At 54.7% G+C, this 24,871-nt stretch carries 21 protein-coding genes, 1 tRNA gene and 1 pseudogene; 5 read left to right on the top strand and 18 right to left on the bottom strand.

Annotated elements, in window-relative coordinates; all coding sequences use genetic code 11:
• The first annotated feature begins 169 nt into the window (after positions 1-169).
• Positions 170-2,089: a RecQ family ATP-dependent DNA helicase gene (locus MTX78_RS07645; protein ID WP_243801399.1), complete on the top strand. Its 1,920-nt coding sequence runs from the start codon at positions 170-172 to the stop codon at positions 2,087-2,089.
• A gap of 95 nt (positions 2,090-2,184) precedes the next feature.
• Here MTX78_RS07645 and MTX78_RS07650 read toward each other — a convergent pair whose 3' ends face one another.
• From MTX78_RS07650 to MTX78_RS25530, 10 genes and pseudogenes are all read right to left on the bottom strand, one after another.
• A complete protein-coding gene (locus MTX78_RS07650; protein WP_243801401.1) occupies positions 2,185-2,865 on the bottom strand; it encodes a type 1 glutamine amidotransferase domain-containing protein in 681 nt (226 codons plus the stop codon).
• Between the two features lie 44 nt (positions 2,866-2,909).
• On the bottom strand, positions 2,910-3,230 hold the full coding sequence (locus MTX78_RS07655) for a putative quinol monooxygenase (RefSeq protein WP_243801403.1): 321 nt from the start codon (positions 3,228-3,230) through the stop codon (positions 2,910-2,912).
• A 76-nt stretch (positions 3,231-3,306) separates the two neighbouring features.
• Positions 3,307-4,305, bottom strand: a complete 999-nt coding sequence (locus tag MTX78_RS07660; protein ID WP_243801405.1) for an NADP-dependent oxidoreductase — start codon at positions 4,303-4,305, stop codon at positions 3,307-3,309.
• Between the two features lie 150 nt (positions 4,306-4,455).
• Entirely contained in the window at positions 4,456-4,890 is a 435-nt protein-coding gene (locus tag MTX78_RS07665; RefSeq protein ID WP_243801407.1) for an organic hydroperoxide resistance protein, read from the bottom strand.
• Between the two features lie 37 nt (positions 4,891-4,927).
• On the bottom strand, positions 4,928-5,380 hold the full coding sequence (locus MTX78_RS07670) for a MarR family winged helix-turn-helix transcriptional regulator (RefSeq protein ID WP_243801409.1): 453 nt from the start codon (positions 5,378-5,380) through the stop codon (positions 4,928-4,930).
• A gap of 180 nt (positions 5,381-5,560) precedes the next feature.
• On the bottom strand, positions 5,561-5,860 hold the full coding sequence (locus MTX78_RS07675) for a rhodanese-like domain-containing protein (RefSeq protein WP_243801411.1): 300 nt from the start codon (positions 5,858-5,860) through the stop codon (positions 5,561-5,563).
• Between the two features lie 101 nt (positions 5,861-5,961).
• On the bottom strand, positions 5,962-7,884 hold the full coding sequence (locus MTX78_RS07680; protein ID WP_243801412.1) for a T9SS type A sorting domain-containing protein: 1,923 nt from the start codon (positions 7,882-7,884) through the stop codon (positions 5,962-5,964).
• 169 nt (positions 7,885-8,053) lie between these two features.
• Entirely contained in the window at positions 8,054-8,839 is a 786-nt protein-coding gene (locus MTX78_RS07685) for a PASTA domain-containing protein (protein WP_243801414.1), read from the bottom strand.
• Between the two features lie 93 nt (positions 8,840-8,932).
• Positions 8,933-11,263: a D-alanine--D-alanine ligase family protein gene (locus MTX78_RS07690; RefSeq protein WP_449555802.1), complete on the bottom strand. Its 2,331-nt coding sequence runs from the start codon at positions 11,261-11,263 to the stop codon at positions 8,933-8,935.
• Positions 11,264-11,295: 32 nt separating this feature from the next.
• Positions 11,296-11,722, bottom strand: a pseudogene (locus MTX78_RS25530) (D-alanine--D-alanine ligase family protein); the annotation flags it as partial.
• A 206-nt stretch (positions 11,723-11,928) separates the two neighbouring features.
• On the opposite strand from MTX78_RS25530, the gene MTX78_RS07695 reads away from it, so the two are divergent.
• Complete coding sequence (locus MTX78_RS07695; RefSeq protein ID WP_243801418.1) at positions 11,929-13,119, top strand: phosphoglycerate kinase; 1,191 nt, start codon at positions 11,929-11,931, stop codon at positions 13,117-13,119.
• Between the two features lie 105 nt (positions 13,120-13,224).
• On the opposite strand, the gene MTX78_RS07700 is transcribed toward MTX78_RS07695, so the two are convergent.
• The 3 genes from MTX78_RS07700 to MTX78_RS07710 all read right to left on the bottom strand — a co-directional run bounded on the left by MTX78_RS07700 (position 13,225) and on the right by MTX78_RS07710 (position 15,833).
• Positions 13,225-13,863 carry a hypothetical protein gene (locus MTX78_RS07700; RefSeq protein ID WP_243801419.1) on the bottom strand — a complete coding sequence of 213 codons (639 nt, stop codon included), beginning with the start codon at positions 13,861-13,863 and terminating at the stop codon, positions 13,225-13,227.
• Positions 13,864-13,975: 112 nt separating this feature from the next.
• The gene (locus MTX78_RS07705; protein WP_243801421.1) at positions 13,976-15,202 is read right to left on the bottom strand and encodes a site-2 protease family protein; all 1,227 of its coding nucleotides are present in this window, start codon (positions 15,200-15,202) and stop codon (positions 13,976-13,978) included.
• Positions 15,159-15,833, bottom strand: coding sequence for an HAD family hydrolase (locus tag MTX78_RS07710; RefSeq protein WP_243801423.1), 675 nt, complete (start codon positions 15,831-15,833; stop codon positions 15,159-15,161). Before MTX78_RS07710 ends, MTX78_RS07705 begins: the two co-directional genes overlap by 44 nt.
• A 149-nt stretch (positions 15,834-15,982) precedes the next feature.
• Here MTX78_RS07710 and MTX78_RS07715 point away from each other — a divergent pair.
• Positions 15,983-16,056, top strand: a tRNA-Ile gene (locus MTX78_RS07715).
• Positions 16,057-16,410: 354 nt separating this feature from the next.
• Here the strand turns inward: MTX78_RS07715 and MTX78_RS07720 are convergent.
• From MTX78_RS07720 to MTX78_RS07730, 3 genes are all read right to left on the bottom strand, one after another.
• Positions 16,411-16,647, bottom strand: a complete 237-nt coding sequence (locus tag MTX78_RS07720; protein ID WP_243801425.1) for a hypothetical protein — start codon at positions 16,645-16,647, stop codon at positions 16,411-16,413.
• 97 nt (positions 16,648-16,744) lie between these two features.
• Positions 16,745-17,215, bottom strand: coding sequence for a cation:proton antiporter domain-containing protein (locus tag MTX78_RS07725; protein ID WP_243801427.1), 471 nt, complete (start codon positions 17,213-17,215; stop codon positions 16,745-16,747).
• Complete coding sequence (locus tag MTX78_RS07730) at positions 17,170-17,388, bottom strand: hypothetical protein (RefSeq protein ID WP_243801429.1); 219 nt, start codon at positions 17,386-17,388, stop codon at positions 17,170-17,172. Before MTX78_RS07730 ends, MTX78_RS07725 begins: the two co-directional genes overlap by 46 nt.
• Positions 17,389-17,767: 379 nt before the next feature.
• Here MTX78_RS07730 and MTX78_RS07735 point away from each other — a divergent pair, with 379 nt between their 5' ends.
• Both MTX78_RS07735 and otsB read left to right on the top strand, forming a co-directional pair.
• Positions 17,768-19,375 (top strand): bifunctional alpha,alpha-trehalose-phosphate synthase (UDP-forming)/trehalose-phosphatase, encoded by a 1,608-nt coding sequence (locus MTX78_RS07735; RefSeq protein WP_317258936.1) that lies wholly within the window; start codon positions 17,768-17,770, stop codon positions 19,373-19,375.
• Positions 19,350-19,952 (top strand): trehalose-phosphatase, encoded by a 603-nt coding sequence (gene otsB, locus MTX78_RS25340; RefSeq protein WP_317258937.1) that lies wholly within the window; start codon positions 19,350-19,352, stop codon positions 19,950-19,952. The genes MTX78_RS07735 and otsB overlap by 26 nt, the downstream gene beginning before the upstream one ends.
• A gap of 51 nt (positions 19,953-20,003) precedes the next feature.
• Here otsB and MTX78_RS07740 read toward each other — a convergent pair whose 3' ends face one another.
• Together MTX78_RS07740 and MTX78_RS07745 are read right to left on the bottom strand one after the other, a co-directional pair.
• Positions 20,004-20,768 carry a 4'-phosphopantetheinyl transferase family protein gene (locus MTX78_RS07740; RefSeq protein ID WP_243801431.1) on the bottom strand — a complete coding sequence of 255 codons (765 nt, stop codon included), beginning with the start codon at positions 20,766-20,768 and terminating at the stop codon, positions 20,004-20,006.
• Positions 20,769-20,799: 31 nt separating this feature from the next.
• Complete coding sequence (locus MTX78_RS07745) at positions 20,800-24,837, bottom strand: non-ribosomal peptide synthetase (RefSeq protein WP_243801433.1); 4,038 nt, start codon at positions 24,835-24,837, stop codon at positions 20,800-20,802.
• Between the last annotated feature and the right edge of the window lie 34 nt (positions 24,838-24,871).

Genomic DNA, 24,871 nt, shown 5'->3' on the forward strand with positions numbered 1-24,871 from the left:
AACTTTGCCCGGATAACCGAGCCTGAACAGCAACCAATCATGCTTACTTTACTACGAGCAACAAGAAGGTAGTTTCTTACCTGAAGGTCAGCGAAACGACGGTAGCACTGGCTTTCTGTTTTAAAAGCAACGGCCGTACCTTCGTGGTTCCGCTAAGCTTACTCGTACCTTGACCTTGCCTACCGACGATATTCTGCACGTACTGCATCAGACGTGGGGACATACTGCTTTTCGGCCGTTGCAGGAGGACATTATCCGGGCGGTGCTAGCGGGGCAGGATGTACTGGCGCTATTGCCGACCGGTGGTGGAAAGAGCATTTGTTTTCAGGTACCTGCCCTGGCACGAGACGGGTTGTGCTTGGTGGTGTCGCCCCTGATTGCGCTGATGAAGGATCAGGTGGAGAACCTGCGCAAGCGGGGTATCAAGGCCGAAGCGGTGTATGCGGGGATGAGCCACCAAGAAATCGACCAAACGCTGGACAACTGCGTGTATGGCCCCGTCAAGTTCCTGTACGTGTCGCCGGAGCGTCTGCTAACGGATATGTTTCGGGCACGGATTGGGAAGATGAAGGTGAGTTTGCTGGCTGTGGATGAGGCGCATTGCCTTTCACAGTGGGGCTACGATTTCCGGCCGCCGTATCTGCGCATAGCGGAGCTGCGAGAAGTGCTGCCTAGTGTGCCCTGCATCGCCCTCACAGCTACAGCTACCGAAAAGGTGCGCCAGGATATCATACAAGAGTTACGGTTCCGGCCCGGACACAAGGTATTTCAGCAAAGTTTTGCTCGGCCCAACCTATCCTATTCAGTGCTGGCCACTGAAGACAAACTGCGCCGGCTGTTGGAAGTGATACGGGGGGTAGGGGCCGGCAAAACCAGCATTGTGTATGCCCGTACCCGCCGGCAAACTGAAGAGACCACTGCGTATCTGCAACAGCATGGCGTGCGAGCTACAGCCTACCATGCCGGCTTGCCCAGCGAGCAGCGCACTCGTACCCAGCAAGACTGGATGCAAAACAAAGTCCACTGCATAGTGGCCACCAATGCGTTCGGTATGGGCATAGATAAGCCCGACGTCCGGCTGGTAGTGCATTTAGAAGCTCCCGACAACCTTGAGGCATACTACCAGGAAGCAGGCCGGGCTGGCCGCGACGAGAAGTACGCCTTTGCCGTGCTCCTCGTCGGACCAAATGATGCCGATGAGTTGCGCCGCCGTACACAGCAGGCCCATCCGCCCCTCGATACGGTGCGCCGGGTGTATCAAGCGTTGGCTAACTTTTCTCGCACAGCGGTGGGGGGCGGCGAGTTGGTCGCTTTTGATTTTGATATTCAGCAATTCGCTGAGACGTACCGAATTAAAGCACTGGATGCGCACAACAGCATGCGTACGCTGGCACGTGAAGCATTTGTGGTTCTGAACGAAGCCGTAAACGATCCGGCCCGCGTGCATATTCCCATAGACCATACCGATTTGTATCGGTTTCAGGTAGCCAATGCCCAGCACGACCAGCTAATTAAAAGTTTGCTGCGCTTTCATGGGGGAGAGCTGTTTGCGGGGTTTCAGCGGATTTCCGAGAACAGCTTGGCGCAACACTTAAAGCTCAGCGTAGTGGACCTGCGCAAAATGCTGTTGTTTCTACACCGCTCCGGCATTATTCAGTACCAGCCTCGGCACGACTCCCCCCAAGCCCAGTTCGCCACGCCCCGCTACGACGCCGACAAGCTGCCGCTCGACCAAAAGCGCCTAACCGCAACCCGAGAACTAGCTCACAAGAAAACAGAAGCGGTAATCCGCTACGCCGCCGGAGGACGCTGCCGGCAGCAACTCTTGCTGGAGTACTTCGGTGAGCTGGATGCGCCTGCTTGCCGGGTCTGTGATTTTTGCTTAGCGCAGAAGAAGGCCAAGCAAGAGGCAGTGCCATCCGTGGCGCTCCGCGAACAGTTGTTGGCTTTGCTCCGTACCACCCCACAAACTCCGCGTGAGGTCTTGGCACATTTCAACCCCGGCCAAGCCAGTACGGTTACCGAGCAGCTGCGGGAACTGGTGGAATTAGGTGAGCTACGCTATGCTTCCGACGGCCGATTAAGCTAACGCCTCAACAATTCCCACTCCGTAACAATCAAACAGCACCAGTGGCCCCGACGAAGGGGCTACTGGGGCTGCATCGATAAACGGCAATCAACCTTCTACTTGCCTAACTGCTTGAGTAGCTCTAGCGCAGCAGGCTCCGACGAAGCTGGATTTTGTCCGGTAATCAAGTTGCCAGCTGTTACTACGTATGGCTGCCAGTCGCTTACTTTCGAGTAGTTGCCGGTGGCTTTCTTTAGTTCGTCTTCCACTAGAAATGGCACGATGTCGGTGAGTTGAACGGCCGCTTCTTCGGTGTTGGTGAAGCCCGTAACGTCTTTACCTGCCACTAGCAACGAGCCGTTAGGTGCTTTTACGTGGCGCAGAACGCCCGGTGCGTGGCAAACGGCGGCTACTGGCTTGCCAGCGGCATACATGGTTTCGAGAAGCGCAATGGAGGTAGCATCCTCGGCCAAATCCCAGAGTGGGCCATGGCCGCCGGGGTAGAACACGGCATCAAAATCAGGGGCCGAAACGCTGTCGAGCTTCACAGTGTGGGCGAGGGCGTCCTGGGCTTCTGGGTCTTTCTTGAAGCGCTCGGTAGCCTCTGTCTGGGCACCAGGCTCGTCGCTTTTGGGGTCGAGGGGCGGTTGGCCTCCTTTGGGCGAAGCCAGCGTGAGGGTGGCACCCGCATCTTTGAATACGTAGTAGGGAGCTGCAAATTCTTCCAGCCAGAAGCCGGTTTTTTTGCCTGTAGTACCTAGTTGATCATGGGAAGTCAACACGAGTAGTATGTTCATGGGAGGGCTTGTTACAATGAAAAAGGTATTCGGAACAGTTCTGTCTATACCAAAGGGTGGTAAAAGAATACTTTGCGCTCGGTGAGCAGCGGGACAATCTGCTGGAGAACTATCTCCTGGTAATGAGGTGCAGCGCGGTGCGTTTCGTACGCGGCTTTGTTGGCGTACTGCTCGTAGAGAAAGAAATGAGCTGGTTCTACCGGATCTTGGTGGGCAATATATTGCAGGTTGCCCGGCTCATGTTTCCGTACAGCTTCCATTACGCTTAGGAGTAAGTCGGCTACGGCCTTTTCTTGCCCAGCCTGTACCCGCCATTCGGCCGCCACGCAATACATATCGTTCTGCTTACTTGCTTGCTTTTCCATACGAATTGAGGTTGGCGTAGTGCTTGGGCACTACGGGTAAGTGGGCAAGACTAGAAAGCATTGCCTTACGGAGGCTTTACGCCACTTTTACTACCGCTTTGCCAGTGTTTTCTCCCTTGAATAAGCCTAAGAACGCGGCCGGAATCTGATTGAACCCTTCGGTGATGGTTTCTTCAAACTTCAACTTGCCCTGGCTATACCACTCCGTGAGTTGTTTAACGCCTTCCGGCCACCGCTCCGAGTAGTCGCTCACGATAAAGCCCTGAAGCTTGGTGCTGGTTTTGAGTAGCTTGCCTTCGGGGCGCGGGCCTACGGGCGCTTCCGTGGCGTTGTAGGTGGAAATCTGGCCGCATAAAGCAATGCGGGCGTGCGTGTTCAGTTGGTCGTATACGGCATCGGTGATGGCGCCGCCCACATTGTCGAAGTAGCAGTCGATGCCGTTGGGCGCGGCGGCAGCTAGTGCTTGCGCTATATCGGGAGTGGTTTTGTAGTTGATGGCTTCGTCGAAGCCAAGCTCTTTGAGGTAAGCCACCTTTTCATCGGAGCCAGCCGTCCCAATAACGCGGGCCCCGTGAATCTTAGCCAACTGGCCTACTACCATGCCTACTGCTCCTGCTGCCCCAGACACCACCACCGTTTCACCCGCTTTGGGCTGGCAGATTTCAAGCAGCCCGAAGTACGCAGTCAGCCCAGGCATGCCTAGCAACCCAAGAAAGTAGCTGGCGGGCGCTTTGTCGGTGGGTATACGGTTCACGGTGTTGGCGGCGGCTACGGTGTATTCCTGCCACGGCAAATTGCCGACCACCATGCTGCCTACCGGAAGGCTTTCGCTGTGGCTTTCCACCACTTCCGCCACCACTGCGCCTGCAATAGGCTGGCCTACCTCAAACGGCGCGATATATGATTTGGCCGCGCTCATCCGGCCGCGCATATAAGGGTCAACGGAAACGTAGCGGGTTTTCAACAGGACTTGACCCTCGGCCGGGGCCGCTACTTCGCGGGTTTCAAACCGAAATTGCTCGGCGGTAGGGGCACCCTGCGGGCGGCTAGCAAATAAGATGGTTTGCGTGTTCATAGATATGGAACTAGGAGCGAGTGTACACTAAAAAGTCATCCTGAGCAGGGCGAAGCTTCCTCGGCAATGCATATATCTGCCACAGCGGCAGTGTACTACAAGCCAAGCAAACTCCTGACAGGCTCAGGATGACTTTCAATTAGGGCCGTTCTAGGCGTTGGTGCTGGTGGTGAGGTTCACCTCGATATTGCCCTTTGTGGCGCGCGAATACGGGCAGATACCATGAGCGGCTTCTACCAACTCTTCGGCCTGGCTTTGCTCGATGCCGGGAATGTTGATATGCAAGTCGGCCGAAATGCCGTAGCCGCCATCTTCTGCTTTGCCGAACCCAATTAGGGCTTCTACCGTCACGCCTTCTAGTTTCACTTTGGCTTGCCGAGCCGCTACACCCAGTGCGCCTTCAAAGCAAGCTGCGTAGCCAGCTGCAAACAACTGCTCGGGGTTGGTAGAACCAGGCTTACCAGGGCCACCCATTTCTTTGGGAGTGCTAAGGTCGATATCCAGTACGTTGTTGTTGGTGGAAACGTGACCGTCGCGGCCGCCTTTGGCGAGAGCTTGCGCAGTGAAGATTTTGTCGATTTTCATAAAAGATGAAAGAGTGAAAAAGAAAAAACGCGACCAGTTAGGTTAGCCGCGTCAGTAAATGCAGGAGATGAGCGCGCAACTCTTCCATCTCGGCTGGGGTCATGTCCAGCTTCCCGATTAGCTGGCTGGGCACGTGGCATGCGCGGTTCTGGAGTTCCCGCCCCGCGGGCAGCAAACTAATGATGACCGACCGTTCGTCTTGCGGGTCACGGCTTCGGCTCACCCACTGTTTCTGCTCCATGCGCTTGAATAGCGGAGTAAGCGTGCCCGAATCCAGCAGCAGCTTTTCGCCTATTTCCTTCACCGTCAGCTGCTCGTGCTCCCACAGAAGCATGAACACCAAGTACTGCGGATACGTGAGGTCGAGGGATTGCAGAAAAGGTTGGTACGCCTTGGTCAGCATCCGGGAAGCGGCATACAGCGGAAAGCAAAGCTGGTTTTCCAGCTTCAGCAAGTCAGTGGCAGCCATAGGGTCGGTAGATGAAGTCATACGCTTTGGGTTATAAACTGGCTTTGGTTGTGTGATGTTTAATTGTGTGCAATTAAATTGTTTATGTTTATTGTAACTACTTGTAAGTCAATAATAAATATTTTAAGGTAGATAGACTAGAAGCAAGAAGGGTCGCCTTGCAAAGCAAAGCGGCCCTTCTTGTAAATGGAGTAGAAGTGTTTAGGCCTGCTGATACGCTTGAAAGCCACCAACTAGGTTGCGCACGTTCATGAAACCTTGCTGACTAAGAAAGGCCTTAGCGGAAGAGGAGCGTCCGCCCCCTTTGCAATGGACGATGATTTCCTGGTTTTTCAATTCGTCGAGGTCGTCTAGCTTTTGTGGAAGCGTACCAAGCGGAATATTTTGACTGCCCTCGATACGGGCTTCCTCGTTTTCCCAGGTTTCTCGAACGTCAATAATGGTGAGCTTTTCACCAGCAGCTTGGCGCTGCTTTAGCTCGGCAGGAGTGATATCAGGCATTCTACTTACTGATAAAGTGGAGTGGAAGGAAGGCTTACTGATGACAAAGGTGTTGAAAACAAGGCAAATCTGCTATCCAAGCTCCTCAATTTTCTCCAATTCTACTTTGTTAGTACCAAGCGTTTCGTGACTGTAAGCCGGTCATGCAGGGTGAGTTGCACCAAGTACAGCCCCGCTGGCAAGGCATGCAAATCTAAGGTAGATTGGCCTGTTTGAGAGGCTGGCTGCTGCCAAGCCACTCGGCCCAACGCATCCAGCACCACCGCCTGTGCGTAGCGGCCTTGCACCCGTACCTGCCCGTCGTTGCTGGGGTTGGGGTACACGCTGTAGGTGGCTGCTACAGCAGCGGGAGCCACCGCCAGGATATTGTTGTTCAACACGGGCCGCAGCATCAGAGAGCCGGTTGGGTAGAATGTAGCGGTAGGTTGCGACCAGCCCGGCGTGAATTGCCAGAAAGCGTCAGCGGGAATAGGCGTGTTCAAGTCCAACCCCAACCGGACCGGGTTCACAGAAAGCGTTCCGGTTGGGCCATGGCCGTAGCCTGCGTAGAACCGTCCGCTTACCGGCACTGGCACCGTGAATGGTATATCTATGAAGCTCTGGCCTGCCGGCAGCGTAGCCGGAATACTGTAGCTCTGGGTGGCTTTGGGAGTGGCCGCGGGTCGTCCGTTGGCAGCAGGGTCCGGATCAGCGTCCCAAATGTTGATTGTAATCTGGCGGCCCGTCGCCTGCGGATACAAGGGAAGTAGCTGTAGCCTGATGCTGCGTACTTGGTCGGGGCGGTTGGTCTCGAAGCGCAACGCAAAGTAGCGGTTGCCCGGCTGGTCGAAGGGGTTGATGTTGATAGTAGCTTCAGCGGTACCATCATCGAAGGCGTAGTAGTCGCTCAGTTCGGTTAGGCGAGAAATAGTGTCGTTGGGCAAGGTGAGCGGGTCTACCTCATTGCTGGCGAGTGTTACACGGTGCCGGATGGTCTTTGGCTCGGGCGTGATAGGCAGCGTGACAGACGACGCGTTGCCTTCCGCCCGTGCCTGCTTTTGGTTGCTTATCAGCGTAGTGGGAGCAGTGATAGGGAAGGTGGCGACTGGTCCGGTGGGTAACACTTGCAGCGTGCCGGTTGCTTGCAAGGGCGTAGGAAAGCCGCTCTTATCCAGGTTGTTCACCGTAGTGAAGGTGGCCGGGTTCAACTGGCTGGAGGGGTTGGCTGCTGCGTTGAATTGCCACACGGGCATGGCCGTGCCACGAGTCAGTAAGCTGCTTAAGGGCCTGCTAATGGCCACATCCTGGTACAGCGTATCAACCACGGTCCGGGGAGGGACGGGTTGCAGCGGTGCCAGCCGGACATAGTCGATGCTCCAGTTGTCTTCGTTGGTAGCAACGTCGCCAGTGGCCCGGAAGCGGAACTGGAAGTCGGCGTGCAGAAACATCGGCTGCGTGACGGCAATAAACTTCTGCCGGAAAGCCGTCCGGTTGCCGGTGGTGCTGCGCTCTATCCATACTTGCCGCCAGCCGCCCGTGTTGTCCTTGAATTCCACTTGCAAAGAAACCTGCCGGCTGCTACTATTGGTGTTGAGGCCTCCGCGGATGTTGCCGGCTTGCCAGAAGAAACCGAAGAAAATTTGATCGGCCGCCGAGCGTCCACTCAAGTCAATGGGCTGCGAAACCAGCACATCAATTTCGCTGCTGCCGCCGCCGCCATAAGGCTGGCCGTTGGCCCGCAACCCATCAAAAGTGGCCACGCCGCGCGTTGGCGGCTCGAAAGCCAAGCGGTTGTTTACCAATACTCCCGTCGGAACCACCCAGTTTTGTACTGTGGGTGCGCCTTCCTGCGGAGAAGTGAAGTCATCGAAAAAGGGTAGGGCCAAGGCTTGCACGCGCTGTGCCGTCACCGTCGTCCGAACGGCACTTGAAGAAGCGCGCGCCGGATCAGTAGTTAAGGGGCCTACACCCTGCGCCTGCCCCACCAAGGGAGCTAGGCTAAGCAAGGATAGAAACGAGTAGCGTAAAAGTTTCAAACTCATCATGTAGCACAAAGTAAGAGTCGGGATTTAAACGTACCGGAGAAAGAGAATATTTCAAGCCCTGTCATCCTGCATACGAGAAGTTGAGTGCCGCAGTCAGACAACCAAACAGCCGCCGCGCAAAGCATGGGTGCTCTACACGGCGGCTGCTTCAAGCGCCCAGGCGCACAAACTACTTGACCTCGGATAGGGGCGCTTTGCCGGCCACCCAAATATCCACGAGCTGGCCCATCCGGATGGTAGCATCAGGCGCGGCTACGGGTCGTTGTTTTACCACCGTGCCTTCCACTTCGCCTTCCTGTGGCTCCTGGTAAAATGTTTCACCTAGCTGCAAACCCTGGCCAACTAGCAGCGTAGTGGCTTCGTCGGCGGGCATGTTGAGTAGGTTGGGAACGGCAAATTCCTGGTTGCCAAGACCGTCGCCCACTTCGAGGTCTACGCTGGTGCCTTTCGCAATAGGAGCGCCGGGCGCAATTTCCTTGCCGTTCACCATCTGCCGCAATACCATGTTCTGCTCTAGGTTGGGCACTTTTATCAGCTTGCCCACCGTCAGACCATAGCTGCTAAGAATCATTTGGGCATTCTTTTCGGAGCCGCCCGTTAGCGTAGGCATCTTAATGACCGGTGGGTTCTTCATGGCCACCGTAATATAGATTTTGCGGTCTTCCTTCACCCGCTCACCGGGAGCTGGATCTTGGTTGAGCACCTGGAACGGTGGTACGCGCGGGTTGTAGGTGGAGTCGTCCACGAAGTAGCGCAGGTTTCGCTCGTCGAGGTAGCTGTCGAGGTCGGCCTGATTCATGCCCGTGATTTTGGGCACCACAATGGTTTCGCCGTGGTTGGTGGTGAGGGGCAGATACACGAAGAAAAAGCCGAACACCAACGCCGCCGCCGCCACGCCTATCACCACCAGGTGTTTGACAAGATCAAGCGGCGTATCAGATTTAAGAAAAGACATGTGCGTTAGAAATGAGATAGTAGCGCTGAGAACGTAGAGAATTCAGCCAGAAGGTTTTAGAAACGAAAAGCGGACGAGGCTAGCGCCGTGGTTCTAGGCGTTAAGCTCTAACTTATCGGCTCTCTGTTTCCCAAACTCTAGAATCTGGTCGATGAAGTCGTAGGGAGTGTAACCGGCCAGGGCAGTTTGGTGGAAAATGCAGGTGGCAGGCGTCATTCCCGGCAACGAATTTACTTCAATGATCAGTACTTCCACGGCGCCCTGTTGCCGCACTCGCACAAACGCATCGATGCGGGCATAGCCCTGAATGTCCAGCACTTCGGCCACCCGGCGCAGCTCGGCTTTCACTTCCTCGGAAATGCGCTGCCGCTCAGCCGGGTCGGGGGCGTAGCGCGCCGGGGTGATGTTCTGGCCTTCGCCGGCCAGAAACTTCTCTTCCAAGCTTAATACTTCGCCGGTGGCAAGGGCTTCGGAAGCCTCAAACACCTCGATTTCCAGCTCGCCATTAGGGCCCCAATGGGTGAGCAGGCCGCCGGTCACTTCCAAGAAGTGAGCCGCCCCGTCGCGGGCAATGAGGGTCTCGACCAGGAAAGCCTCTTTTTGCGGAAACTCTTCTTTGAACCCAAGCTGAAGCACGGTTGCATCCGCGGGCATCAGTTCTTCCTGGTCGCGGAAAATGAGGCGGCTAAAAGCAGCTAGCTCCGCGCGGTTCTTGATTTTCTTGACCGCCGAAGAACAACCGTCGTCGGCAGGCTTGGCAATGAAAGGATACGGAAACTGCGCTTCCAGGCTTTGGTAGAACCCTTCCGAATCGGCAGTCCATTCCAGACGGGTAGCCATGCGGTGTTCGGCTACTCGCAGACCGGCTTCGCGCAGCTTGCGGTTGGTTTCGAACTTGTTGATGGTGATGCTGCTGCTTTCGGCACCCGAGCCGTTGTAGGGTAGCCCGTACTGTTCCAGCTCGCGCTGCAACGCTCCATCTTCGCCTGGGCGGCCATGCAAGGCAATAAATACCTCGCTCACCTCTTCAGCCAATTCCGAAAACGACACGCGCCGCGGCTGCTCAGTGGGTTGCCCGGCGTACGCACTGGTAATGGCCTCGGCTTCGTGACGGATACGGGTCAGAATAGGGTGCGTCGGGTGGCCTGCTTCGGCCAACTCAATTTTCTCTCGAATGTCATCGGCATTGTCCTTGAGCATCACGTTGATGGGCAGCACGTAGAGCCGGAACTCTTGGCTGTTGCCCGTCAGGAACACCGGCACAGGCTCGTATTTGACGGAGGAGCTAAGCTTTTCGTAGATGTTGCGCCCACTTTCCACTGAAATGTGCCGCTCCGAAGAGTAGCCGCCCATAACCACGGCGACTTTGGTACGGGTGCGCTCTTGCTGCTGCCGTGAAGCCACGGCCGTATCCAGTTGCTTCAGCAAACCAGCCAACCGAACCGGCTGCATACCCCCCCGCCGCCGCGCCGCCAACGACGTGCGAATCAGAAACGTAAGAAACTGCGACGGATTCAGGCCGATTTCGGCAGCTTGGTGAAAGAAAAACGAAGCAGGCAACATGCCCGACGTGGTATTCGGGTCGTTGAGGAAAATAAAGTTGCCCGAGTCAGTAGCCGTTGCCTCGGAGTCCGTGACGGGCGCTTCGGAACTAATAAATCCGTCCAAGCGGGCGTACACCTGAAAACCGAAGGTCTCGAACATCTCTTCGCAAGCCTCGCGGATGCGCTGAATGTCGGCTTCGGGTAAGTCGATAGGTGTGATTTTGCGTGAGAGGCCCGGCAGGTATTTCGACCGGTAGTCGAACATCTCTTCGCCTTTCACAATTTCGGTGGGCGGCAACGCCAGCGGCTTGCCAGTTGGGTCTTCCACCACAATGCACGAAAACTCGCGCCCCTGCACGAAGCTCTCTAGCAGTACCTGGGCCTCACCATCCACATTGGTTAGCCGCACGGCCTCCGTGGTTTGCAACGTGGCGTCTAGCACGCGCAGCAGTTCTTCGGGGTGAGCTACTATCTGCTTTTCAGAGGGCTGAGCAGTGGCGTCAAGGGTACTGGAAGCTAGAGGAGCGAGGGTGGAAACTTCCACGGGAAGCCCGATACCATCCCGGATGTCCACGAGCTGCTGCACCCACTGGAGCTTGTCCCGTTCGGTGAGCTTCTGCCACTCCGCCCCAACAACAGTTTTGCGGAACAAACTGCGTTCTACGGCATCCAAGAATTTCGCTACGTCGGCTTCCCGAAGAATACTGACCCCGATGCTAGAACCCTGACGGGGTGCTTTGAACACCAACGGCAGGCCCAACTCCCGCACCAGATACTGCAGCGTGGCGGCCGGATCGGCAGCGTCCCACTCTTCCACTGACAGCACGCGGAAATTAGGCGTCGGCCGGTTCAGGGCTTTCAGTAGCTTCTTTTGTGCCACTTTGTTGATGCCAAATGCCGAGGGCAAAATGCCAGAGCCCGAGTACGGAATTCCGTACCACTCCAGTAAGCCTTGAATAGCGCCATCTTCGCCACCCGGCCCGTGTAAGGCCAGAAAGGCGAAATCCACTAGCTCGCGCAGCTCATGCGGCTCCACGCGGCGGCCTACTTCCGCAATAATGCGGTCCTGCTCCGCCTGCGTCAGCTCGCCCAAGCTTTCCAGGTACACTTGCACGGGCAGGGTGGAAGGCGGCAGCGCCGAAACCGGCGGGTAAAAGTCGCGGATGGTGCCTTTGTAGATGTAGTGCCAGTCGAGCAGGATAAAGTTGCCGCGGCTGTCAACAAATATGGGAATGGCCTCGAACAACGACTTGTCGAGGTTATCATATACGGTGCGGCCGCCCGCAAAGGAAATTTCCCGCTCACGCGACGGTCCGCCGAAGAAGATGCCAATTTTCATAGATAGCACAAAGGTAAGGGGAATCTAGAACGCAGTACCACTGTGTGGCTGGCTACACGTACGCCTAGCAGATTGGTTCCGCTGGCTGGGTTGCTGGCTTTGTGTGGGTGAAAAAGAACGGGGTGCCATGCCGGATACAGGCGGCTGATTCGCACTACTTGCTACATTCGTGCCGTACAAGGCCCAAACATCATCCCCATTCTCATATGAAAACCCTCGACCAGTACAACTTCAGTGGCAAGCGCGCCGTGGTACGCGTGGACTTCAACGTGCCGCTTGACAAGGAGTTCAACATCACCGACGACACCCGCATTCGGGCAGCAACGCCCACTATCAAAAAGATTTTGTCGGATGGCGGTTCGGTGGTACTGCTCTCACACCTAGGCCGGCCCAAAGGCGGCCCCGAAAACAAGTACTCGCTCCAACACATTGTGGCCCGCCTAGGGGAGGAGTATGGTGCCGAGGTGCAGTTTGCTCCGGATGCGCTGAAGGCTGAGCAGCAGGCCCAGGCATTGCAGCCCGGCCAGATACTGCTCGTTGAAAATGTGCGCTTCTATCCTGAGGAAGAGAAAGGCGACGAAGCATTTGCTACGGAGCTAGCCAAACTAGGCGAGGTATACGTGAACGACGCCTTCGGTGCAGCACACCGGAAGCATGCTTCCACCGCCGTAATGGCAGCGCAGTTCGCTCCCGAAGACCGGATAGCCGGCTACCTGCTTCAGTCGGAGCTGGACAATGCGCAGAAGGTGCTCGAACATGCCGAGCGTCCCTTCACGGCTATTATGGGCGGCGCCAAAATTTCCGACAAGATTCAACTGATTGAAAAACTGCTTGATAAGGTTGACAACCTCCTGATTGGGGGCGGCATGGCCTACACATTTGCCAAAGCGCAAGGTGGCAGTATTGGTAGCTCGTTGCTGGAAGCCGACAAAATGGATTTGGCTCTCCGCCTCATCCAGCAAGCCAAAGACAAAGGCGTAAACCTGGTGCTGCCTACCGACAGTGTCATTGCCGATAAATTCGCCAACGACGCCAACACCAAACAAGCCAACAACGACAGCATTCCCGACGGGTGGCTGGGTCTTGACCTCGGCTCCGAGTCGCAAAAAGCCTTTGCCGACATCGTGCGCCAGTCCAAAACAGTGCTCTGGAATGGCCCCATGGGGGTGTTCGAGATGAGCAACTTTGCAGCCGGCACCACGAAGGTAGCCGAGGCCATTGCTGAGGCTACGGAAGCTGGCGCCTTCAGCCTCATTGGCGGCGGCGACTCTGCCGCGGCAGTCAACCAGCTTGGCTTCGCCGATAAAGTATCGTATATCTCCACTGGCGGCGGTGCGCTACTTGAGTATATGGAAGGCAAGGAATTGCCCGGCGTAGCAGCGCTAGAAGGACGATAAAGCAAAGCAGTAATCAACCAGTAAAAAAAGGGAGGCTGACGCTCCGGCTGCGCACGTTGCGCAAGCGGAGTGTCGGCCTCCCTTTTTTTACTGGTTGTCTGGCTACTAATTCAGATAAGGCGTTTCCAGCACCTGGCCCATACTGCGCAACGGCGGTGAATCCAAGCGACCGGTGAGGCGAGTAGCCAAGACGCGCACTTCCGATTCGCTGAGCACATCGAGGCGGCGAAGCCACTGGAGGCGGTTAAGCTGCAACTCAATAACGCCGAGCGGGTTGATGGTGGCGTACTCGTTGCGCAAGTAGTCTTTGGTGCGCTGCTCCAAGACGCGCGTAAACTTGTCTACGGAGGCCCGCTCAGCCGGTCGGTCGGCCAGCGTGATGTTGGCACGGGCCGTACCAAGCGTCACGTGTTTCCACCAGTTGCGCTGCCCGTATAGGTAGCCCGCCAGCAGCAGCCCGCTTAGCCCGAATAGGCCAAGCCACGCCGCATTGGACATGGGGCCGCTGGTTGGGAGCAGCCGCTGCAGCACGTTCATGCTAATCCAAAGCACAGTCAAAGGAACCCAGCTTAGCTGGGGCGTGCTCCGGTGGCGGATAACGCGAACGGGCAGCACTTCTTCGTAAGGCATTTCAAATTCCAGCGTTGGGCAACCATTGCGGTTGCGCTGGCAAACGTAGAGTCCGTTCGGACGAAGAGCCAGCTGCGTAGAGCCAGCCAGCAGCCGGCGTTGTTCAATAAGCATCAGAGAGAATGTCGGAGAGTACAGTGCTTGCGGCGAGACATCGGGCGGATTGCCGGATAAGATGCACCAGAAACCAGAAATTTGCTAGCTATTGGGTTGCTGTAAGCTCTGGCTAGTGAAAAGGACTTGGGGTGAAGCACAACACAAAAATAGCCAACATCAGCCAGCCGAGCACCTTGCGGCCGGCACTAAGAGGAGCTTCATCGGGCGCCGGTGGATGATAGATGCCCGTGAAGCGGCCCAGCATCAAGCCGAAAACCAGCCACCCTGGGTTGCCGAGAATTCCAGGGAAAGCCACAGTAACAGCTAGTTGTGCTATCCATACGCCCAAACTGAGCAATAAGGCGCGGCGTGGCGTAGGCAGAGCCCGCCGAAAAACTAAAAACAGGTAGCCGAAATACGGAAGGCCCCAATACAGCCAGGTATCCAAGGAGCTATTCAAGGAAAATAATCCTAGTCCGGCGTAAAAAATAAACGCAATAAACAGCACCGCCGATAGTCGGTTGAAGCGCTGAAACCCGAGCAAGCCATACAGAATGTGCCCGCCGTCGAGCTGCCCGATGGGCAGCAGGTTGAGCGCCGTGAAAAACAACGCCAGTATGCCCGCCAGCAGCACTGGGTAGTGCATTAGCTCGTTGGGATGAGGAATCAGCGCCGGATCGGCAAAAAGGTATTCCAGCCCTTGATACAGTAGTGGCTTCGCTAGCGTGATACCCGGTTCGCCTCTGTAGACATACTGGGCGTACTCGGCGCCATACACCCGGTACTCCGGATGAATCTGGAACAGATACTCCAACGACGGCAAATGCGTGAACCCGTAAATAAGGACAGGTACGGCCACCACAAAGCCTGCTAATGGACCCGCCAATCCAACATCAAAAAATTCACGGCGCGAAAAAATTCGGTCTTTGATTCGGATAACAGCCCCAAACGTGCCAATACCAAGGATAAACGGAATATAATACGGCAGCGTCACCCGGATCTGATTGTAGCGGGCCGTAAAATAATGCCCGAACTCATGCACAGTCAGGACCCCTAGAAATGGCAGCGAAAACCACAGCCCGCGCTTCAACTCTGTCCATAGCTGCGGTCCAGGCAATAGGAATATTTCTATCGGCAGGAAATTGATACCGCCTCGCGTCAGTTCAATGCCCGCCAGCGTGGTGGTAAGCAGCGTGGCCACAAACAGCACGAGGTGCAGCAGCGTGGTGCGCCAGCGTGGGGACTCCGGCTGCTCGTAGCGAACAAAGTCCTCCTCCGTCTCATCGGCAGACGATAGGGAAGGAGACGGAGCGTCAGGAAAGGGGAGAGGCGGGGGAGTATTCTCGGGGAAAGGCACGGATGGCAGCGGGCAGAGCGTCGGTGAGGGTGTGTGGCGGAGTCAGAAACAACGTGCGCAACCCCAGGCGGCGGGCCGTTTCGATATGTTGAAAACTGTCTTCAATGAAAAGAGTTTCTTCGGCCTTCCAGTTCATCTCGCGCAAGACATGCAGGAAAATTTCTTCCCCTGGTTTGCGCAGCCCCACTTCCTGCGAATAAAACACCCGGTCCAGCACATCAGCAATGCCCTGCTCGAAACCGTACTGCGTTTTCAGCGTCTGGTTGACGGCATCGATATGAATTTGGTTGGTATTGGAAAGCAGTGCCGTTTCGTGACCCTGAGCGCGCAAATCGGCAATAAGGGCCAGCCGTTCCGCCGGTACGTCCAGTAGTAAAGCGTTCCAGGCTGCGTCCAGTTCGTCGTCGGTGGCGGTGAGGTTGTAGTGCGCGCGCAGCCCTTCCCGAAACTCGTGCGGCGTGAGGCGTCCCGTTTCCATCAGGTCAAACAATTCGCTTTGCGCGGCCTGCGTGAAGGGAATTGTTTCACCTTGCACATTCAGGCGGCGCATGGCTTCCAAGGTGCGCTGAAACTCGATATTGATAATAACTCCTCCAAAGTCGAAGAGCAGATGAGGCAGTTTGTGTGGCATAAGTTGATCGGTAAGCACTGGGAAAGCAAACGTTGCTTGGTTGAGGCGGAAGGTCAGTTGCAGCAAATCTTGCGTGCAGCGTTGCAAAATTGCCCGTAAAAGTCGAAGTTTGCGCTGCCGAAACCAACTGCTCTGGCAGTCTTCGCGCTGGGCCTATAGCTCAATCGGTTAGAGCAGCTGACTCATAATCAGCAGGTCACTGGTTCGATTCCAGTTGGGCCCACCCCAATTCGTATAGCCATCCACAGCGGGTGGCTATACTTGTTTTCAGGGTCTTTGCCACGCGGCTTCTCGAAACAAGTGCCGCCGTTACTCTTGCCGCGTCTCCTCCGAGCTAGCTTTTACGGGGCGGTTGCGGCCGAAAAATAGGGTGTAGAAACCTAAGATCTGGCGCTTTTCCAATAGAAAAAAAGAGCACCGTGCATGAGACGATAGTGGCCATGATAACGACTAAGGTGACGATCTGAATGATGTGGCCACTGGGTATATCACGCTGTGCGGGTAGCGTAGCCAACATGGCGGACCTCAGTTCCTTGGGTATCATGATGCTCATGAAAGCTATATCGAACTGCGGTGCCTACTTGTCGGTGGTAGTCAGCACCATTGGGATGCGCACCAGAAAAAGCAGCACCGTCATGCTCACACCGAGAGCTATCGGATAGCCGTTGTCGAGGACGAAAGACATGCCCACGTGCACAAATAAAAACGTGCGTAGTAGAAAAACGATTTTCGAGGAGAAGTCCTGTTCGGTGGCGGTCAGCTCCACGTGCCGAGCTGGCAAATAGTGCTGCAGGCCACCAGGACGCAGTAGCATATTGCTGAGCGTGATAGAAAAAAAACAGCACCGCAATGGGCCCGCTGAAACGAAGCAGTTAGACTGCGCCATAAAGCAAAAAGACGAAGGCCGGTGTCTAGAACCGCGTTTTGAGCAAGGTGGACACCTGGGTCATCAGTACCAACCACAGGTAGCCACACCCAACTCCAGCTAATACCGCTACAATCAGAGAAGAAAGAATTTCGGTGAACAACGTTACAACACTGAACGAAGAGCCCGAGTAAAAGCTAATGAGGGCTATAGGAATAGCCAGGGTGAAGATGTCGCTTAGCGCCGACTCCATAACCAGCGTCGTGGAGGTCTGCGGCAGGATATTCACCTTGCGGACCAACGTGGTGACAACGGCGGAAGACGTGCCCCCGAGAATGGTGCCCAATATAAGTGCGCTAATAAAGACTAGCTCTTCGAAAAGCTGACCCAGTGTGGCCACTACCAACGTGGTAACCACAAAGTTGATAGTCGTAAGCTCCAGCGTGCAGCGCAATGCGGCGCGTAGCTGTTTCAGCCGTACTTCCAACCCACTTTCAAACAAGACAAAGACCAGCACCAGGTTGGAAAACACCCGGCCTGCCCAAACGAGGCTGGGTCGAGGAGTTGGGTGATGGACCCAAGCAGCATACCCACCACATCGGGAATTTTGGTTCGGTTAAGTAGTTCGGCTAGGTAATGACCCAGGAATATAAGGAACCCGCTTAGAATGAACAGGATAGGGGTAGTCATAGGCAAGGCGTAACGTAGCTGCAAAAAAGTAGACTATAAGTAGCACCGCGGGTGCAACTGTGCATGGGGGCCAGTTAAGATGCTCCGGCTGCTTGGTTTCTAGCTACGCAAAACGGCTTTATTCCATACAAACGAGCAAGTTGCGTGGCGGATCAACTGCAGTGCTTTTACCTATGAAAGCCACTGTGCCAAAGCGGTGAAGGTGGCCGGATCTGTATGTTAGTGAGTTGAACAAGAAGCGGGATAGGCAGGACATTTTTCGCGCTTTAATGTTTTTTAACGTTGAGTTAATTGGACTCTAATGCCTGTTTGGCTTTTTTGTAAGATATCATCTGGTGAAAGTTGCTGTTTTATACCTGCGCTTTCCCATCCTCTGTCTATGGCTAAAACCATCATTGTTTCCAACCGTTTGCCTGTAAAAGTGCTCCGTACGGACGACAAGCTGTCTTTTCAACCAAGTGAAGGAGGCCTGGCTACTGGGCTTGGCTCCATCTACCGCTCCGGCGACAATGTGTGGGTTGGCTGGCCCGGCTTAACAGTAGAAGGGGCAGAAGAACAGGACCTTGTAGTAGAGGAGTTGCGTGCCAATAGCATGTCGCCAGTGTTCTTGACGAAAGCAGAGTTTCGGGACTACCACGAAGGATTCTGCAATGAAACGCTTTGGCCCACTTTCCACTATTTCGCGCAGTATGCCGTTTTCGATGATGCTACTTGGGCTGCCTATGTAGCCGTCAACGAGAAATTCTGTCAGGCGGTGCTAGAGCAAGCCGGCCCCGAGGATACTATCTGGGTGCACGACTACCAATTGCTGCTGCTACCTAGTCTGCTTCGCCAGGCCCGCCCCCAGGCCACTATTGGGTTCTTCTTGCACATTCCATTCCCGTCGCAGGAGCTGATTCGGGTGCTTCCGTGGCGCAAGGAACTGCTGCAAGGAATGTTAGGTGCTGATCTGATTGGCTTCCATACGTTCAGCTACATGCGGCACTTTCTGAATGCTGTGTCGCAACTGCTAGGATTGACCAACCAGAACGGGCAGATCGAAACAGCTGACCGTACTATCTTGGTTGACACCTTCCCTTTGGGCATCGACTACGACCGGTACGCCACGGCGGCCGTCTCGGCACCGGCACAGGAGTATGCGCATACCTATCGTGAGGCATTGCGTGGCGCCCGCATCATCTTGTCTATTGATCGGCTAGACTATACCAAAGGCATTGCCGAGCGGCTGCGGGCTTTTGAACTGCTGCTGGAGCGCTATCCTGAGTGGCGCGAATACGTGAGCTTGGTTATGGTGGTAGTTCCCTCCCGCGACCAAGTGGAAACGTACAGAAGGCTGAAAGAGGAAATTGATGAGCTAGTGGGGCGTATCAATGCCAAGTATTGCACCATCAGTTGGCGGCCCGTCTATTATTTCTACCGATCCTTACCCCTTGAGGAATTGGCCGCTTGGTACCAATTGGCAGATATTGGATTGGTTACGCCCATGCGGGACGGTATGAACTTGGTGGCCAAAGAGTTTGTGGCAAGCAAAGCCGACCAGAGCGGAGTGCTTATCCTTAGTGAGCGAGCTGGCGCGGCCCGAGAACTAGCCGATGCGCTTCTAATCAATCCTACGGATATTGGGCAGTTAGCAGAGGCGCTCCATGTAGCTTTGGTGATGCCTGAAGAAGAGCAGCGCCAGCGCATGTCGAACATGCAAAACCTTGTGCAGCAGTATGATGTATTTGCTTGGAGCCGCCTATTTATAGAACGGCTTGAGTACGCAAAACACAAGCAATTGGCTTTGGCTACCGCTCAGCTCGATGCGAGAAATGCTCAGTATCTGGTGCGTGATTACCAGCAAGCCAAGCAACGGTTGTTGTTACTGGACTACGATGGTACCCTGGTACCCTTCCTTGCCAACCCGCAGCGTGCCCGACCCGACGCCGAACTGCTGAACTTGCTTAAGGCGCTGACTAACGATGGCCACCCAGGTCGCCATCATTAGTGGCCGCGACCGGCATACGCTTACTAAATGGTTCGGTGACTTGCCCATCGGCCTGATTGCAGAACATGGCGCGTGGTTGCGGCCACCGAACGAGGAATGGTCGTTGATCCATACGTTGCGGTCCGAATGGCAACAGGAGATGCAGCCTGTTATGGAGTTGTATGTCGGGCGGACTGCGGGGTCATACATCGAGCAGAAAGACTTTTCACTGGCGTGGCACTTCCGCCGCGCCGACCCCGAACTGGGGCTGGTGCGCGCCCGCGAACTGATGAGCCACCTCACGTTTCTAGCCTCCAATACGGACCTTCAAGTGGTGGAAGGCGACAAAGTGGTGGAAGTACGCAATGCCGGAATCCATAAAGGAGCAGCCGCGTTGCGCTGGATCAGTCTGTACCAGCCTGATTACATACTGGCCCTAGGCAACGACCACACCGATGAGGATATGTTCCGAGCAGTTCCATCTGATGCCTACACCATCAAAGTGGGCATCTCTCCCCGTTCAGAAGCGCGCCACCATGTTCCGCGCATCAATGATGCGCGCCGCCTACTGCAACGACTGTTAGCACCTGCCAACTAACCAGGAACGTACCTTGGCGGGGCACTTGCATCGTAAAGCCCGTCCCGAAGCCTAGTAAGTGAACAGCAGGGGGGGTAGGTCGTTAGGGGTGTGTACTATTATGTCTCTGGCTGTGGAAGAAGACGGATATGATACGGCCGCGCTGTAAGCAGGGCTGAGAAGGACACTGCTGGTTGTCCAGTTGCTAGCTGTGGCCAGTAGTTCGCCTTGCATCACGTGCAAACCGTTTAGAGAAGGCACAGACTGCAAATCGTCATCAATGCCTTTGCTGGTAGCCTTCACCAACGCTTCCTTGCGCGTCCAGAGTTGATAGAACGCAACGGAAGGAGTGGCACTCTGCGCGATGTACGCCTGCTCTCGCAAGCTGAAACACGTTTCACTGATGTCTTGGTAACGGAAGGCGCCATCTACCTTTTCTATATCTACTCCTATGGAGTCGAGGGCAATGCCAATCAGTGTGCAGCCAGAAGTGTATGAAATAGAAAAATAAAGCGGTTCCAAGCCAACAAGCATGGGCTTGCTGTTGAAGCCACCTGCGAATTCTAAAGCCTGGCCGTGCTGTTTGCGGTATGCTCCAAGCAGAATGCGCAAAGCACATTTGCTGATTACATACTGCTCTCGTTTTTCCAACTGATGATAGCTTCCTGCTTTGGCTATCTCGCTTTCACAAAGGATGTGCTCTGCGTGGTGGACTAGGTTTTTATGAGTGCTTGTCTCTACAGCAAACAGGTGCACGCTGTTGCTGTAGAGTTTGTCGGGAAAACGGGTGCTAGGTGTGGGGATGGTGGTGTTGCACAACACCGTTACGGCAGGCATGCTGAAGTTATTGGCACGGACGTTCAGCTATTCAAACTCTATCCAAGGCGGCTTGTAGTACTCGGCCTGCTTCTACATCGTTCGGCGGGGCAAACATGTAGTTGTGGTCGCCGGGTACCTCATGGATATCAATTCCTCCTAGCGCAAATTCCTTCCAACCCAAATAAACAAAGTCGTCCATGTAGTACGTCTTTTCCTTGGCTCGGAACAAATCAATTTTCACCTGCTGAGGTACGATTTGATAGGTATTGGCTGCTGTGCTCTGTGCTTCTCCCATTTTGTGGGGGTAGCCGTACGTGATTTCATAATGCTTCACTTTGTCGTATTTAAATCTATCCGCAAGCCTTCCCAACGCTTCCCATTTATACGCCATAGTGTCTTTCGGATTTTTGTAGAGCAGCACGAAATTGTAAGCTAACCTCTTGACCGAAGACGCAATGTGTTTGATGGAATTGGCAACTCCTGACTTGAATTGCTTGGGTTGGTCTGCGTACGTATCGAACATAGCCAACGTCTCCACGGGCTTTCCAGCAGCCTGCAATTGCTTGGCCATCTCGAAGGCGATGATACCGCCAAAGGAGTAGCCTGCCAGTGCATAAGGGCCATTCGGATTTTGGGCTTGGATGGCTGCTATATAGTGGGCTGCCATAGCTTCTACACTGTCGTGCGGCTCATCGATGCCGTTGAGGCCTTGGGCTTGTAAGCCGTACACCGGCTGGTCGGGGGCCATGTTCTTGGCCAATGCATTGAACAAGAGTACATTCAATCCTCCGCCGTGCACAATGTAGAGTGGTGTTTTGGTGCCGTGCGGCCTGATAGGAACCAGTGAGTTCCAGGTGATAAACTTGCTGTCTAGCTGTAATACAGCAGCAAGCTTCTCGACAGTGGAACTCTCGAACAGCGTGGCTAAGGGTAGCTTTTTGCCGGTTTCTTTCTCTAAATGCGCCATCACCTGAACGGCAATTAGGGAGTGGCCACCTATTGTAAAGAAATCATCGAATATGCTGATGGTGTCTAGCTGTAAGTACTTCTTCCAGATAGCAACTACCATTTGCTCTACGTCCGTTCTCGGCTCCCCGTGCTCAACGGTGGTATGGCGAGGAGTAGGCGCGGCAACCTGTAGCAGCGCATTTCTGTCGACCTTGCCGTTCAGCGTTCTGGGGATGGATTCAACAACAATAAAATCGTTGGGAATCATGTATGCCGGAAGTTTATCGGCGAGAACCTTTCTCCAAATGGAAATGCCAGCGTCTTGGTGCTGAGTGGCAACGGCAAGCACTATGTAGGCGCGCAAACGCGTCAGGCCGTAGCTGTCTTCTTTGGCCACTACTACGGCTTCCTTTATTTCGGAAATGGAGGTAAGCAGATATTCTATTTCACCCGGCTCGATTCGGTATCCTCGCACTTTGATCTGCTGATCGGCCCGGCCTAGATACTGGATTTCGCCGGTATCTATCAGTTTGGCTAAGTCGCCGGTTCGGTATAGTTTACTGGCTACATCCGGTGAGAATGGATTGGCAATAAATCTTTCCCGGTTTAACTCTGGGCGGTTTAAGTAGCCGTTGGCTACACCGGTGCCGGCAATGTATAACTCACCGGCCGTGCCGGGCGCAACCAGACTGCCTGACTCATCCAGAATGTAGAATTGAGTGTTGGCAATAGGCTTGCCTATCGTAATTACTTGGGTTGGGGCCGTGACTTGCTTTACCGAGGAATAGATAGTGGTTTCAGTTGGGCCATACATATTCCATAATGCCTTGCAGCGGCTAGCAAGACGTTCCGCAAGTTCATTGGACAATGCTTCGCCGCCGCTGATAGCCTGCAAAGGATACGGTTCTATCCAGCCTGCATCGAGCATCATGCGCCAGGTTGAGGGCGTACCCTGCAGGATAGTAACCGCTTCCTCTTCGACCAGTTGTAACAGCAGCTGGCCGTCCTTGGTGGCGTGGGTTTCGGCAAGTACTACGGTGGCACCACTAATCAGTGGTAGGAAAAGCTCTAACCCAGCTATGTCAAACGAGATGGTAGTAATTGCCAGTAGCTTATCGTCTGTCGATACGTTGATTGCCTCCTTGATGCTACGCAGCAGATTCACCATGCTGTGGTGCTTCACCTGCACGCCCTTCGGTAACCCTGTCGAGCCCGACGTGTAGAGAACATACAGAACGGCCTCATCCGGTATAACAGTTAAAACAGCAGAAGTCGGATGTTGGCTTGCCTCCAGCAGAGCGTCCTCGATGCGGTAGGTTTCCGCCCCAGCAGTAAGAACAGTACCGCTTACTTCTTTAGACGAGACAAGCAGTCTTGCAGCTGAATCACGCAGCATAAACTCCAGCCTGTCATCGGGGTAGGTTGGGTCGAGAGGGAGGTACGCCGCCCCGCATTTTATAACGGCCAGCAGCGTTACGACCAGTTCAAGAGAACGGTCAAGTGCAACACCAATAATGTCTCCGCTCTTAATCCCTTTCTGAAGGAAGAAATGAGCAAGTTGATTTGACTTGGTGTGTAAGTCAGAATAAGACAATGTAGCGCTACGGAATTTGATTGCCGTTTTATGGGGCGCTGCAACTACTTGATTGGCAATAAGAGCAGGTAGGGATATGCCTTTCGGGTAATCAACAGTTGTATCGTTTAGCAGCGAATATGCAGTTGGTACTTTGTTGGCGCTGTAGCTTTCCCGCTGCACCTTTTTCTGGCTGGGAGCAGTGGTAACCTCTTGTAACAGCAATTCAAATTCGGCCATCATGCGGCCAATCCTTGTTTCCGTAAACAGCGCCGTATTGTAAGACCACTCTAAAACCACGTGGTTTTCCGATCCGCTTGCGTTCAAAAACAAGTCGAAGGTTTCATAAGCCCGAGGGTTTGTGCGCACCTCATACCTTAATTGGTGGAATGCCACGCCATTTGCAAGGCCCATATCCACGTTGAAAACAACGGGAACCAAGGGAATCCTGCTGGCATCCCTGGCTACGTTGATGTTCTTCAACAAACTCCCAAACGTGAGTCCCTGATGGTCGTAGGCATCGAGCAGATAGGCTCTGCGTTGTTGCAGAAAGCCCTGAAACGTGTCCTCGGGGCCGAAGTGGCTCTTCAATGGTAACAGGTTGACGCAGTGCCCTATCAGGTGCTGGCTGCCAGTGGTCGGCTGGCCCGCCGCGGGTAACCCCACCACTACCGTTTCCTGACCGGTTAGGCGGTGCAGCAACAGCTCAAAACTTGCCAGCAATGTCGTGACAAAGCTGCAACCCGCTTCCACCCCCACTTTTTTTAGCTTGGCAACTAGGGTGCTACTGAGGGGAAAGTCTAGGCGGGTACCTTGGTACGTGCGAAAGGCTGGCCGGGGAAAATCAGTTGGTAGCTCTAGCACCGGCACCGAGTCGTGGTACTGTTGTATCCAGAATTGCTCGATCTGGGCGTATTCCTCACTGCTCCGGAACAGTGCTTGCTCGTGGGCGTACGTGCTAAATTCTGAAGCTGGAGGCAACACAGGCCGCAAGCCTTGACTGTAAAACGAATAAAGCTTGCCTACATCCTGTAAGAGAATGCCAAGCGACCATCCATCACACACAATGTGATGAACGGTAAGGACAAGCTGGTGCTCTTCGCTGCCCAGCCGAAGCAAGGAGGCTTTCAGCAGGGGACCATGCACCAAGTCGAACACGTGCTGCGCATCCTGCTCGATGAAGTTGCTAACGACACGAGTTTGCTCTGCCGCTGGTAGGCTCGCAATGTCTTGGTAGGCCAGGTCCGTAGCCACGGTAGCAAACACGCACATATGCTTCCCGTTGGCGCTGAAAACAGAGCGTAGGGCCTCGTGTCGGTTCACGGTTTGCTGCAAGGCCTGTTGCATAGCCGCCTGATTGAGCGGCCCGGTGAACCGCACCGACAACGACTGGTTGTATGCCCGGTTTGCATCGTCGCCGCCCAGCAGGCTGGCCAGCCATATTTCAGCCTGCGGATCGGTAATCGGTACCAGCCGAGTAATCTCCGGCTCCATAAAAGGGTCGAAGTCCACTGCCAAAGCTTGTGATCCTGCGGTGCGTTGCGGTGCTTGAATATCGGTTAACATATGCTTCAACTTTTCTAGCGCGTGTTAGAAGTAC

This window comes from Hymenobacter tibetensis, assembly GCF_022827545.1.
Classification (GTDB): Bacteria; Bacteroidota; Bacteroidia; order Cytophagales; family Hymenobacteraceae; genus Hymenobacter; species Hymenobacter tibetensis.